General features: G+C 67.0%; 14 protein-coding genes. 6 read left to right on the forward strand and 8 right to left on the reverse strand.

The genetic code is table 11. The features are described 5' to 3' along the window. Nucleotides 1-18 precede the first annotated feature (18 nt). The 4 genes from ACIQTX_RS14605 to murI form a co-directional block, all read right to left on the reverse strand. A complete protein-coding gene (locus ACIQTX_RS14605; protein WP_402973289.1) occupies nucleotides 19-939 on the reverse strand; it encodes a cation diffusion facilitator family transporter in 921 nt (306 codons plus the stop codon). 103 nt (nucleotides 940-1,042) lie between these two features. Then, the gene (gene rdgB, locus ACIQTX_RS14610; RefSeq protein ID WP_036274560.1) at nucleotides 1,043-1,636 is read right to left on the reverse strand and encodes an RdgB/HAM1 family non-canonical purine NTP pyrophosphatase; all 594 of its coding nucleotides are present in this window, start codon (nucleotides 1,634-1,636) and stop codon (nucleotides 1,043-1,045) included. 2 nt (nucleotides 1,637-1,638) lie between these two features. Beyond that, nucleotides 1,639-2,376: a ribonuclease PH gene (gene rph / locus ACIQTX_RS14615; protein ID WP_105526836.1), complete on the reverse strand. Its 738-nt coding sequence runs from the start codon at nucleotides 2,374-2,376 to the stop codon at nucleotides 1,639-1,641. 52 nt (nucleotides 2,377-2,428) lie between these two features. After that, nucleotides 2,429-3,259, reverse strand: coding sequence for a glutamate racemase (gene murI, locus ACIQTX_RS14620; RefSeq protein WP_105526835.1), 831 nt, complete (start codon nucleotides 3,257-3,259; stop codon nucleotides 2,429-2,431). A 63-nt stretch (nucleotides 3,260-3,322) separates the two neighbouring features. Between murI and ACIQTX_RS14625 the strand changes: the two genes are divergently transcribed. Beyond that, nucleotides 3,323-4,648 carry a nicotinate phosphoribosyltransferase gene (locus ACIQTX_RS14625; RefSeq protein WP_402973294.1) on the forward strand — a complete coding sequence of 442 codons (1,326 nt, stop codon included), beginning with the start codon at nucleotides 3,323-3,325 and terminating at the stop codon, nucleotides 4,646-4,648. Between the two features lie 2 nt (nucleotides 4,649-4,650). On the opposite strand, the gene ACIQTX_RS14630 is transcribed toward ACIQTX_RS14625, so the two are convergent. Genes ACIQTX_RS14630 through ACIQTX_RS14640 form a run of 3 tightly spaced genes read right to left on the reverse strand, consistent with a single transcriptional unit; the run spans nucleotide 4,651 to nucleotide 7,451 of the window. Continuing rightward, entirely contained in the window at nucleotides 4,651-4,917 is a 267-nt protein-coding gene (locus ACIQTX_RS14630) for a DUF3039 domain-containing protein (protein ID WP_028503536.1), read from the reverse strand. Nucleotides 4,918-4,956: 39 nt separating this feature from the next. Further along, nucleotides 4,957-6,522, reverse strand: coding sequence for a hypothetical protein (locus ACIQTX_RS14635; protein WP_402973298.1), 1,566 nt, complete (start codon nucleotides 6,520-6,522; stop codon nucleotides 4,957-4,959). Beyond that, entirely contained in the window at nucleotides 6,498-7,451 is a 954-nt protein-coding gene (locus ACIQTX_RS14640; RefSeq protein WP_402973301.1) for an ABC transporter ATP-binding protein, read from the reverse strand. The genes ACIQTX_RS14635 and ACIQTX_RS14640 overlap by 25 nt, the downstream gene beginning before the upstream one ends. A gap of 103 nt (nucleotides 7,452-7,554) precedes the next feature. Between ACIQTX_RS14640 and ACIQTX_RS14645 the strand changes: the two genes are divergently transcribed. From ACIQTX_RS14645 to ACIQTX_RS14665, 5 genes are all read left to right on the forward strand, one after another. Beyond that, on the forward strand, nucleotides 7,555-8,526 hold the full coding sequence (locus ACIQTX_RS14645; RefSeq protein ID WP_402973304.1) for a hypothetical protein: 972 nt from the start codon (nucleotides 7,555-7,557) through the stop codon (nucleotides 8,524-8,526). Nucleotides 8,527-8,604: 78 nt separating this feature from the next. Then, nucleotides 8,605-9,297: an NTP transferase domain-containing protein gene (locus ACIQTX_RS14650; protein WP_028503533.1), complete on the forward strand. Its 693-nt coding sequence runs from the start codon at nucleotides 8,605-8,607 to the stop codon at nucleotides 9,295-9,297. Nucleotides 9,298-9,375: 78 nt separating this feature from the next. Beyond that, the gene (locus ACIQTX_RS14655) at nucleotides 9,376-10,314 is read left to right on the forward strand and encodes a hypothetical protein (RefSeq protein ID WP_402973307.1); all 939 of its coding nucleotides are present in this window, start codon (nucleotides 9,376-9,378) and stop codon (nucleotides 10,312-10,314) included. Nucleotides 10,315-10,404: 90 nt separating this feature from the next. Beyond that, a complete protein-coding gene (locus tag ACIQTX_RS14660; protein ID WP_374954130.1) occupies nucleotides 10,405-11,994 on the forward strand; it encodes an acyl-CoA carboxylase subunit beta in 1,590 nt (529 codons plus the stop codon). Further along, nucleotides 11,991-12,233: an acyl-CoA carboxylase subunit epsilon gene (locus ACIQTX_RS14665; RefSeq protein ID WP_028503530.1), complete on the forward strand. Its 243-nt coding sequence runs from the start codon at nucleotides 11,991-11,993 to the stop codon at nucleotides 12,231-12,233. Before ACIQTX_RS14660 ends, ACIQTX_RS14665 begins: the two co-directional genes overlap by 4 nt. A gap of 7 nt (nucleotides 12,234-12,240) precedes the next feature. On the opposite strand, the gene ACIQTX_RS14670 is transcribed toward ACIQTX_RS14665, so the two are convergent. Further along, nucleotides 12,241-12,537, reverse strand: a complete 297-nt coding sequence (locus tag ACIQTX_RS14670) for a hypothetical protein (RefSeq protein ID WP_402973312.1) — start codon at nucleotides 12,535-12,537, stop codon at nucleotides 12,241-12,243. Nucleotides 12,538-12,638: the final 101 nt, after the last annotated feature.

The following is a 12,638-nucleotide window of genomic DNA, read 5'->3' on the forward strand; positions in this document are numbered from 1 at the left end:
CATGCCACGGCTGATCGTTCAGGCGTGGTGCGGTTCGCAGTCCGACTGTTCGGCAGGCTCGATCTGGAAGGTGGAGTGCGCCACGTCGAAATGATCCGCGAGGCATGACTGCATCTCGGTGAGCAGCTGCGCCGATCGTCCATCCGTGAACAGCTCCGGCTCGATGCTGACGTGCGCCGTGAACACGGGCGCTCCTCGAGTCAGCTGCCACACATGCACGTCGTGCACCCCGACGACGCCGTCGTAGCCGAGCAGGTGCGTGCGGATCTCGCTCACGGCCGTGCCCTTCGGCGCTGACTCGGCGAGGACCGAGAACACCTCCCGCAGGAGCGAGATCGCCCGCGGGATGATCATCGCCGCGATGAACAACGAGGCGATGGCATCCGCCGGCATCCATCCGGTGATGAGGATGACCACAGCGGCGACGATGACCGCAGCGGATCCGATCAGGTCACCCATGACCTCGAGGTAGGCACCACGCACATTGATGCTGGTGCGCTGTGCACGGCTCAGCAGCCACATCGACACGGCGTTCGCGAGCAGTCCGACCACGGCGACGACCAGCATGAGTCCGCCGGCGACTTCCACCTCTCCCGGATTGACGAGTCTCCCGATGCCCTCGATCGCGACCCAGGTCGCGAGAGCGATCAGGATGACGGCGTTGATCAGAGCGCCGAAGACCTCGGCGCGCTGATACCCGAAGGTTCGCCGATCGTCGGCCGGGCGTGCGGCGACAGTCGCAGCGATGAGCGCGATCACGAGGCCGGAAGCATCCGTGAACATGTGCGCGGCGTCGGCGAGCAGAGCTAGTGAACCGGAGAGGAGAGCACCGACGACCTGGACGATCATCACCGTCGCTGTGAGCGAAAGAGAGATCGCGAGCAGACGTCGGCTGCTCGCCGAACGGATGCCGCCGGAAGCGGGTGCGTGATCGTGCATGCCCCCAGGCTAGACCGGCAGACGGGCACAGGAGGCGGGTTGCGGCTAGTCGGGAAGGGTAACGATTCTCAGCTTCAGCAGCGGTTTCTCGCGGCCGAGACGCTCAGAGGCCGGCGAGCAGTGGAACCAGCTCGGCGAAGGCGCGCGCGCGGTGCGACTGTGCCTGCTTCTCGTCGGCGGTGAACTCTCCCACCGACCGCTCCTGCCCCGAAGGCTGCCCGTCCGGAAGGAAGATCGGGTCGTAGCCGAAGCCACCCACTCCCGACGCCGCCTGGGCCAGGCGCCCTGGCCAGCGTCCCTCCACGACGTGCTCCCGTCCGTCGGTCAGCACGAGCGCGATCGTCGAGGTGAAGTGCGCTGCGCGATGCGGGTCGGCGATGTCTCGCAGCTGATCGAGAAGCAGCTCGAGGTTCGCCGCCGCATCCTTCTTCTGCCCCGCCCAGTACGCCGAGAACACCCCGGGTGAGCCGCCGAGCACATCGACGCAGATGCCGGAGTCGTCGGCGAGCGCCGCGAGCCCTGTGTGAGCGGCAGCCGCCCGCGCCTTGATGAGCGCATTCTCGGCGAACGTCACGCCGTCTTCCACCGGCTCAGGACCGTCGTAGCCGACGATCTCGAGGTCGGGGCGTGCCTGCGCGACGATCTGCTGGAACTCCGCGACTTTGTGCGGGTTGTGCGTCGCGAGGACGACCTGCATCGTCACTCCCCCGCCAGCGCGGCGAGCTGCAGGCCCTTCAGATCGGCGCACCCGGCGACACCGAGCTCGAGCAGAGCATCCAGCTCGCGCTTGTCGAACGGCGCACCCTCGGCGGTGCCCTGCACCTCGACGAAGAGACCACGACCCGTCACCACGATGTTCATGTCGGTCTCGGCGCGCACGTCTTCGACATATGCCAGGTCGAGCATGGGCTCGCCGTCGATGATCCCGACCGAGACCGCGGCGACGGAGTCGAGCAACGGTGTGGAGTTCTTGCCGATGAACTTCTTCTCCCTGCCCCACTCGATCGCGTCCGCGAGAGCCACGTAGGCCCCGGTGATGGCCGCGGTGCGGGTTCCGCCGTCTGCCTGCAGCACGTCGCAGTCGATGACGATCGTGTTCTCCCCTAGTGCCTTCGTGTCGACGACCGCACGCAATGCGCGGCCGATGAGGCGGGAGATCTCGTGCGTACGCCCGCCGATGCGTCCCTTGACGCTCTCACGGTCGTTGCGGCTGTTGGTGGCGCGAGGAAGCATGGAGTATTCAGCCGTGACCCACCCCTTGCCCTTGCCCGTCAACCAGCGCGGGACGCCGTTGGTGAACGAGGCCGTGCACAGCACCTTGGTACCCCCGAAGCTGATCAGGGCCGATCCTTCGGCGTGCGCGCTCCAGCCGCGCTCGATGGTGATCTCGCGCAGCTGATCGGTGGAACGGCCGTCGACGCGGACGATATCGGTCATGTGCTTCTCTCAGGTCGGGGTGGTGTATCGAGTCGGGACGACTCGATACGAGTTACTCGAAGGTGGATTCGGGAAGAGTTATCACGCCGGTCTGGACGAGCTGCACATCGCGGACTTCCCGGCCCATCAGGCGGTTCGCCAGCGCGGTGAAGTCATCGGTCGAGGCGCCGGTGGCCTCATAGACATAACTCGCCGCGGCATCCGGCGATGCGAGCAGGTCGCCTCGGACCAGCTGACGGTAGACATCGCCGGCGGTCTCGTCGTCGCTGGACACGAGCGTGACGCCCTCGCCCATGACGTAGCTGATGGCACCGCGCAGGAACGGATAGTGCGTGCAGCCGAGCACGAGCGTGTCGACGTCAGCATCCCGCAGCGGGGCGAGATACTCCTCGGCGACTGCGAGCACCTCGGGAGTGCCTGTGATCCCACCCTCGACGAACTCGACGAATCTCGGGCATGCCGCGGTGAAGACCTGCAGCCTCTCGTTCACCTCGAGCATGTCCTGGTACGCCCGGGAGCCGATGGTGCCGACTGTGCCGATCACACCGACACGCCCGTTGCGGGTCGTTGAGACGGCGCGACGCACAGCGGGACCGATCACCTCGACGACCGGGACGTCATAGCGCTCGCGCGCGTCGCGGAGCATGGCGGCAGATGCCGTGTTGCACGCGATCACCAGCATCTTCACGCCCTGATCGACGAGTGTGTCGAGCACCTCGAGGGAGTATCGGCGCACGTCGGCGATGGGCTTGGGCCCGTACGGGGAATGCGCGGTGTCGCCGATGTAGACGAACGACTCACGGGGCAGCTGGGCGCGGATGGCCCGCGCCACCGTGAGCCCGCCGACACCGGAGTCGAAGATCCCGATCGGCGCGTCGTTCATGACTCCCAAGCCTACCCGCGCGCGACCCACCGCGCGCATCCGCCCGCTCACTAAACTGAGCGCATGACCACGTCGACGGCGCTGCTCACCGACCGCTATGAGCTGACGATGCTCGCCGCCTCCCTCCGGGACGGGACGGCGTTCCGCCCCAGCGTCTTCGAACTGTTCTCCCGACGCTTGTCGGGCGGGAGGCGTTTCGGCGTCGTCGCCGGCACCGGGCGTCTGCTCGGACTGCTGCGCGACTTCCGCTTCGGTGAGGATGAGCTGCGTTTCCTCCGCGACGAGAAGGTCGTGGACGCCGCATCGATCGAGCACCTCGAGAACTACCGGTTCACCGGCTCGATCCGCGGCTACCGCGAGGGCGAGCTCTACTTCCCCGGCTCCCCCATCCTCACCGTCGAGGGGAGCTTCGCGGATGCTGTCGTCCTGGAGACCCTCGCTCTGAGCGTGCTCAACCACGATTCCGCTGTTGCCACCGCCGCATCGCGCATGAGCATAGCCGCGGGAGAGCGACCACTGGCGGAGATGGGTTCACGCCGCGCGGCCGAGCGCTCTGCGGTCGCGGCGGCCCGAGCCGCGTACATCGCCGGGTTCGGCGCGACGAGCAACCTCGAGGCCGGACGGAGCTGGGGCATCCCCACGATGGGAACGGCAGCCCACTCCTGGACCCTCCTGCACGACACAGAGGAAGAGGCCTTCCGCGCCCAGGTCGAGAGCATGGGCATCGGCACGACCCTGCTCGTCGACACCTACGACATCCCCACCGGCGTCGAGACCGCGATCCGGGTCGCCGGCACCCAGCTCGGCGGTGTGCGCATCGACTCGGGCGACCTCCCCATCGTCGCCGGCGCCGTTCGGGCGCAGCTCGATGAGCTCGGGGCGACATCGACGCGCATCACCGTCACCAGCGACCTCGACGAGTATGCGATCGCCGCTCTCGCCGCTTCGCCCGTCGACGCCTACGGAGTCGGCACGTCGGTGGTCACGGGGTCCGGTTACCCCACCGCGAGCATGGTCTACAAGCTCGTAGCCCGGCAGGATGCCGCGGGGTCATGGATCGGTGTCGCCAAGGCCTCAACCGACAAAGGCTCGCACGGAGGGCGCAAGGCCGCCTTCCGCACGTTGGTCGACGGCGTGGCGACCGCCGAGACGGTCGTGGTCTCAGACGGCTTCGAGCAACTCGACACCCCCGACGAGCACCCCGACGGCCGTCCGTTGCAGGTGACCTTCGTCGAGGCAGGTGACATCGACACGACCTACGAGGGCGTCGAGGGGACTGTGACCGCACGGGCACACCACCTGCGTGTTCGCGAGGAGCTCCCGGTGCGCGCTCTCGCGCTCAGCAAGTCCGACCCGGCGATTCCCACCGTGTACGTCGAAGCCGACTGAGGTCAGCCGACCATCGACTCGTAGATCTCCTTGCAGGTGGGGCAGATCGGGAACTTCTCCGGGTCACGGCCCGGGGTCCATTTCTTGCCGCACAACGCGCGCACCGGCTTGCCGGTGATCGCGGACTCGAGGATCTTGTCCTTCTTCACGTAATGCGAGAAGCGCTCATGGTCGCCCGGTTCGAGATTCTCCTCGCGGAGGAGCTCTTCCAGTTCGCGATCAAGCGTTGCCACGCCGCCCTGATCGGGGCTGTCCAGCGGAGTACTCATCCCGAGAGTCTAGCGGCGTCGAGACCCTCGCGGGCGGTGCTACGCGGTCTCCACGAACTCCATCAACCGCTCGCCGCTGCGCTCGAAGATGCGTCCTCCGATGACTGCACCTGCCGCCAGCGCCATGAGTCCGATGAGGATTCCCACCCAGAACGTCGCCGGCGCGTATGCGGAGCCGTCGATGATCGTGGCCGCGAACAGCCAGATCGTCGGCACGCTGAGCACGATCGCTCCGAGGAACGCGGCAGCAGGCCCGTAGGCACCGCGCGAAGTGGGCCGCTGCGGCTGCTGGAACGGGCTGTCCCCGGGGCGGGAGACCGCGTACGGAGCCACCACCGAGACGATGCTCGAGATGCCGAGCGCGGAGAACAGCAGGCTCGCGGCGAGGCCGCTGAGTGGCAGCAGCAGACTCCAGTTCCCGATCAACAGGAGGGAGAGCGGAACCGCGACCGCGAGGACGGGGATCGCCACGAGCAGGACGGGGACAAGACGCCCCAGACGATCGGGAAGGCCCCGGACTCCACTGGCGACGTGGGTCCACAACGCCGTCGAATCGTAGGCGACGTCATTGTGCGGCAGCCAGCCGAAGAACAGCGCCATCACCGGCACGGGGACGAGAGCTGCGACTTCGAGGGGAACCCCCGCGACGATGAGCGGCAGCACGGTGAGCACCCCGGCCACCGGCACCACGATGATGTTCATGATGTACCGGCGATCACGGAACCAGTACACGAGGCTTCGGGCCGCGATCGCTCCGAATGCGTTCGATGGCAGCAACCCGAACCAGCCGAGACCTGTGCGCTCCCTCGATGCGACCGGGCGCTCTGTGGTCGTCAGCAGGCGCCGGACGAGCCAGGTCCAGGCCATCCACAGGAACCCGACGGTGAGGACTGCGACGACTCCACTCGCCCAGGCCGATGCGGTCTCGCCCGCTGCCGCATCGAAGAGGAAGGCGGGCGACGCGGCGAACGGGCTGTAGCCGAACACCGTCGACAGGGTCGCCAGGGAAGCCGGCACGAGACCGTCCCAGCGCAGCGATCCGAAGAACACCGCGACGGGGAAGGCGATCACGAGCAGTGCGAGTGCGAACAGCGCTGTGAGCTCGCGGGAGCGGCGCTCCGGAAGGAGCAGCGCATTGATCGCCATTCCGATCCGCGAAGCCAGAACGGTCGTGACCACGCCGACCAGCGTCATCAACACCGCGAGAAGCCAGGGCGTCCCCGCCGCCGTGGCGACGATGCAGACGCTGATGTAGACGGCGAGAAGGGCCAGAGTCGGCACGCTGATGAGAGTGGCCAGAGCAAGCATCCAGGGCATCTGACGCTCATCGACGCCGAAGACCGCGAATCGTCGAGGATCGAGCTGGTCGACTGCCCCGACGAGGATCGGGCCGACGAAGAAGCCGAGCAGAAGAGCTGCGCCACCGAGCACGGTGACCGCGCGAGCCACGGGAACAGGAGCACTCGCGAGGCTGAACACCGCGAGGCACACAACGACGGTGACCGCGACGACTGCAGTGAACGCGACCAGGGTGCGAACGCGCCGTTCGCCACGCAGAGAGCCGAGGAGAAGCGCGAGCCTCAGTCGGAGAACGTGTGCAGCCACTCGAGCCCCTCCACCTCTCCGGTGGATCCGGCCAGTTCGACGAAGCGCGCCTCGAGGGTCTGCCCCGCTCGCACCTCGTCGATCGTGCCCTCAGCGAGCACTTCGCCGCCGACGATGATCGCGACGCGCGAGCAGACGCGCTCGACGAGATCCATGCCGTGGCTGGAGAGGATCACCGTGCCGCCGTGCGAGACGTAGGCGCGGAGGATGTCGAGGATGACGGCAGAGGACACCGGATCCACCGATTCGAACGGCTCATCGAGAACGAGTACGCGCGGAGAGTGGATCATGGCTCCGGCGAGCATGATCTTCTTCGTCATACCAGCCGAGTAGTCGGACACGACCCGGCTGAGGGCATCGCCGAGATCGAACGCGCGGGCGAGATCTGTCGCGCGCTTCTCGATGACATCGGCGGCGAGCCCGCGCAGCAGCCCGTAGTAGAAGAGCAGCTGACGTCCCGTGAGCCGGTCGAACGTCCGCAACCTGTCGGGCAGCACACCCATCAGACGCTTCGCAGCCTGGGGCTGTTTCGCCTGGTCGATGCCGCAGATCACCACGCGACCCTCATCGGCGCGGAGAAGACCGGCGACGATGGAGAGGGTGGTCGTCTTGCCTGCACCGTTGGGGCCGACGACGCCGTAGAAGGACCCGGCGGGGACGGTCAGATCGATGCCGTCAACCGCCCGGTTATCACCGAACTGCTTCACGAGACCGCGAATGCTGATCGCTTCGCTGCCCGAGGGTCCCTCGATAGGGCCGACGGCGTCGGATGCCGCATCGTCGGACTCCACGACGGGTTCGACGACCTCCACGACCTCCACGACCTCGACGACCTCGACGATCTCCACAGGCTCGGCGTCCACGACCTCCACCGGCTCCGCGTCGACGGGCGCAGCAACGGGCTCGGGGGCCGACACGGACTCAGCCACGGGAGCTGGGTCGACTGAATGAGAGGTGTCGGGCGCAGGCACCGATTCGACAACGACAGGACGTTCGACGGCAGCCACCTCGAGTACAGGGACCGATTGGACAGTGGACGCCTGCTCGCCACGAGGAGTCGCTTCGGCTTCTGCCTTCGCCGCCTCGTCCGCTGTTGCCTTCGCCGCAGCCTTCTTCGCCGCCGCAGCCTTCGCCGCTGCTGCCTTAGCCGCGGCAGTCTTCGCCGTCGTGGTCTTCGCCGCCTCAGAGCGCGCCGTGGACTTGGCCGCTGCAGCCTTCGCCGCGGCAGTCTTCGCCGCTGCAGACTTCGCCGCGGCAGTCTTCGCCGCTGCAGACTTCGCCGCTGCAGACTTCGCTGCCGTCGACTTCGCTGCCGTCGATGCCGACGACCCCGCACCTGCCGCCCGAGCCGTTGCCGTTCGGGCTGCGGCTGCTGTCGTGGAGGCCGCGGACTTCGTCGCCGCCGACCGCGCAGCCGTGTTCTTCGCCGCTGCACTGCGCGCTGCGGCGTTGGTACGCGCAACACCAGCGGTCGACGACGGCTTCTTCGATGACTCGTCCGTCAAGGCCTTCACGAGCGGCTCCACAACGACATCCGCAGTCGGCGCAGCCTTCTCTGCGGCTGCTTTGGCCGCGCCGGTCTTTGCAGCAGCAGGCTTCGCAGGCGTGCGTTTCGCCGCGCCGGGGTTCGCCGGGGTGCGCGCAGCAGCCGGCTTCTTCACCGGAGGCTTCTTCACCGGGGGCTTCTCCGCAGGCGTTCGCGACGTCTTCTCTGCGGACGAAGCAGCCTCTGGAGCCGGCTTCTTCCTCGGCGCGCGCTTCGCCGGAGCCTTCACAGGCGCGATCTCGGTCTCGTCCACCTGGGCGGTGCGGTCGTCAGGGGAGGCAGTCACCGTCCTACGGTATCAATGGGTGAGCTCAAGCCAAGGCCGCCGCGCAACAATCCGCCGCCGAATCCTGCAGATTCCTCGGCGTCGGACCTGCGGCCGGAACCCTGTGCGTCCGGTGTGTAGTCGATCACGAAATGACAACGGGAGCGCCCTGACCCTGAGCTTCCCAGACTGAATCGATACCATGATTGCGGCACGACGAAGTGTCTGGTCGGTTAATCGACCGTGAACACAACTTCCTTTAGGAGCACTCGTGACTCTTCAGACCGTCATCCTCGCCGCCGGCATGGGCTCGCGCCTCGGCCGAGCGCTGCCGAAGCCGCTCACCGAACTGAGCGACGGCCGCACGATCATGGGCCAGCAGCACGACAACATCCGCGCCGCATTCGGGTCGGACGCGCGCATCACCACTGTCGTCGGCTACCGCGCCGAGACCATCATCGACGCTTTCCCGCAGGTCAACTACGTTCACAACGAGCGCTACGACGAGACCAACACGTCCAAGAGCCTGCTCCGCGCGCTCGGTGCCACCGGTCGCGGTGGTGTGCTGTGGATGAACGGCGACGTCGTCTTCGACCCGATGATCCTCGGCCGCGCACTCGAGTACATCGAGCGCGACCAGTCCTTCGTGACGGTGAACACCTCCAAGGTCAGCGACGAAGAGGTGAAGTACACCGTCACCACCGAGGGCTTCATCAACGAGCTCTCCAAGACCGTCAAGGGCGGACTCGGTGAGGCCGTGGGCATCAACTACATCTCCTCTGCGCACAAGAAGGCGTTCATGCGCCAGTTGCAGCGCGTCGAGGACCAGGACTACTTCGAGCGCGGCCTCGAGCTCGCGATCGCCGAAGACGGCCTCCTGCTCGAGCCGATGGACGTCTCCGACCTGTACGCGGTCGAGGTCGACTTTGCAGAAGACCTCGAGCGGGCGAACCTCTTCGTCTGATCACTCATCCTGAAAGCCCGGCCCCTGGTGGAGCCGGGCTTTCGGCGTTTTCGCGGACTGGCTCCATAGGATCGCACCATGGCCCCCAAGGTGCACAAGATCCATTCGCTCCCGGACGATGCTCCGTGGGACAAAACCGTACCTCCTGCAGGATCGGCGGAGCACCCGATGATGGTGCGCGGCCTCGACCGTGTGCTGTCGATCCAGCGCCCGCTCGTGCTGGCTCACATCCGCAGCATCCGCCTCCGCAATCCCCAGGCCTCGCCCACCGAGATCATCCGCATCCTCGAACGGCGCTACCTCGCAGCGGTGACCACCGGCGGGGCTGCGGTCGGAGCGACCGCCGTCGTCCCCGGCATCGGCACCGGTGTCACGCTCGCACTCTCGGGCGTGGAGACCGTCGGTTTCGTCGAGTCGACCGCGCTGTTCGCGCAGTCCGTCGCGGAGGTGCACGGCATCGCGGTCGCGAACCCCGACCGGGCACGCGCATTGGTGATGACGCTGATGCTCGGCAAGGAGGGCGTCGACCTCGTCGGACAGCTCGCGGGGCAGGTGGCGGGGCGAGGCGGGAGCAGATCGTCGTACTGGGGCGAGCTCGTCACGAAGTCGCTCCCTCGAGCCGCTGTCGGACCACTCGTCGACCAGCTCAAGAGCATGTTCGTGAAGCAGTTCGCCGCGAAGGGCGGTGCCTCCGTCATCGGCAAGGCCCTTCCGTTCGGCATCGGCGCTGCGATCGGAGGCGCAGGCAACCACATCCTGGGTCGTCGTGTGCTCACCACGTCACATCGGGCCTTCGGCGCCGCGCCGATGGATCTGCCGATCGAGCTCGAACCTGTACCCGGAGCCGAGAAGCTGGAGATGCGGATGCTCCGTGGTGCGCGCTACGCCGGCAACGCGGTGGCCGGCGCTGCGGGCACCACGGTCCGCGGTGTGGAGTGGGCAGGACGCAAGGCTCTCTCCCTCGGACGTCGCCCGAAGACCGACCCGGCGCTGGAGCAGAACGCTGTCGAGGACTGAGCGCCTTGCACGCAGGTTGCCAAAGGATCACGCAACCCGTTGTGCCGAGCATCCAACAGACCGGGCCGACCCGACGATAGGGTGGAATCCGTGACGGACAAGCCCGACCTCTTTACCACCGCCGGCAAGATCGCGGACCTGCGCGCTCGCTATACCGAAGCCGTCGTCGACGCAGAAGCGAAGGCGAAGGAGAAGCAGCACGCGAAGGGCAAGATGACCGCCCGCGAGCGCATCGTGCTGCTCGTCGACCCTGGGAGCTTCGTCGAGTTCGACGAGTATGTGCGACACCGCACCACCGCCTTCGGCATGGATCGCTCCCGCCCCTACGGCGACTCCGTCGTCACCGGCGTCGGAACGATCAACGGACGCACCGTCGCTGTGTACTCGCAGGACTTCTCCACCTTCGGAGGCTCGCTCGGCGAGGTCGCCGGCGAGAAGATCATCAAGATCATGGAGTTCGCCCTCGCCGGTGGGATGCCCTGCATCGGGATCCTCGATTCGGGTGGCGCGCGCATCCAGGAGGGCGTCGTCGCCCTCGGCAAGTACGGCGAGATCTTCCGCCTGAACACCCGCGCATCGGGTGTCATCCCGCAGATCTCCATCATCATGGGCCCGGCCGCCGGAGGAGCTGTGTACTCCCCCGCCCTCACCGACTTCGTGATCATGGTCGACAAGACCAGCCAGATGTTCGTCACCGGTCCCGATGTGATCAAGACGGTCACCGGCGAGGACGTCGGCATGGAAGAGCTGGGCGGCGCGTACACGCACAACACCCGCTCGGGCGTCTCGCACTATCTCGCCGAGGACGAGGACGACGCCATCGATTACGCGCGCACGCTCCTCAGCTTCCTGCCGGACAACAACATGGCGGAGCTGCCCACGTACGAGAGCACCTTCGAGTTCGAGACGACCGACGCCGATCGCGTGCTCAACACGATCGTCCCCGACTCGACGAACCAGCCCTACGACATCCACACGGTGATCGAGCATGTCGTCGACGAAGGCGACTTCCTCGAGGTCCAGCCGCTGTTCGCCCCCAACATCGTCATCGGGTTCGGGCGTATCGAAGGACGTTCGGTCGGCATCATCGCCAACCAGCCCTCTCAGATGGCCGGCACGCTGAACATCGAGGCCGGCGAGAAGGCCAGCCGCTTCGTGCGCTTCTGCGATGCGTTCTCGATCCCGATCGTCACGCTGGTGGACGTCCCCGGCTATCTGCCGGGCACGGACCAGGAGTGGGAGGGCGTCATCCGTCGCGGTGCGAAGCTCCTCTACGCATACGCCGAAGCGACCGTTCCGCTGGTCACGGTCATCCTGCGCAAGGCCTATGGCGGCGCCTACATCGTTATGGGCTCCAAGCAGCTCGGCGCTGACGTGAATCTCGCCTGGCCGACGGCCGAGATCGCGGTCATGGGCGGACAGGGCGCGGTGAACATCCTCTACCGCGGCGAGATCAAGAAGGCCGAAGAGGCGGGCGAAGACGTCGCCGCCGTGCGCACCCGCCTGGCCAACGAATACACCTACGATGTGGCTTCGCCGTTCCTCGCTGCAGAGCGTGGAGAGCTCGACGGCATCATCGAGCCGGCGAACACCCGCGTGTCTATCGCGAAGGCGCTGCGCGCACTGCGCGGCAAGCGTGCAGACCTGCCCCCGAAGAAGCACGGGAACATCCCGCTGTGACCGCGCAGAACACACCGGACGATGCATCGGCCACGGATACGCCGATGCTCGAGATCACGCGCGGGGCTGCCACCGAAGAGGAACTCGCCGCTCTCATCGCCGTGATCAGCGAGGCCTACGCGACGGAGGCAGCCGCCGCCGTCGCCGATGAGCCGTCCGTTTCTGCGTGGACCCGGACTCAACGCCCGCTGCGTCGCCCTCTGCGCCGCGACATCCCCTGGGGACGATTCTCCGGCTGACGGCCGCTCAGACGTCGCGTGGCGTGCGCTCCTCGAGGCGCCCAGCCGTCGTCTGCGTGATCCGTGAGCCCTCCGCTTCACGGATCACGCAGACGATCGTCGCAGGGCCCCCAGCGCCCCGCTCAGCGGCGATCCCCGTCGCCGCCTCTCCCGTCCCTTCGCAGAGTCGGGAGTTGCCCCCCGACTCGAACCTGGGCTGCGTCGTCTCGGTGCGCGACGGTGCCGAGCGCGCGGCGAGACGGTGGCGTCCCCTCTCGACGAGGCGCTCGACACGCGCGTCGCCGAGGGCGGAGTCATGATGCACCAGTGGTCCGATCGATGAGGGAACCACAAATAATACATCGATTAGAGATAACCCTGCAAGCGCTCGACGCCTCCAGCGCCATCCGGTAGCAGCTGCAGGTA

This window comes from Microbacterium sp. NPDC090281 (assembly GCF_044769635.1).
Lineage (GTDB): Bacteria > Actinomycetota > Actinomycetes > Actinomycetales > Microbacteriaceae > Microbacterium.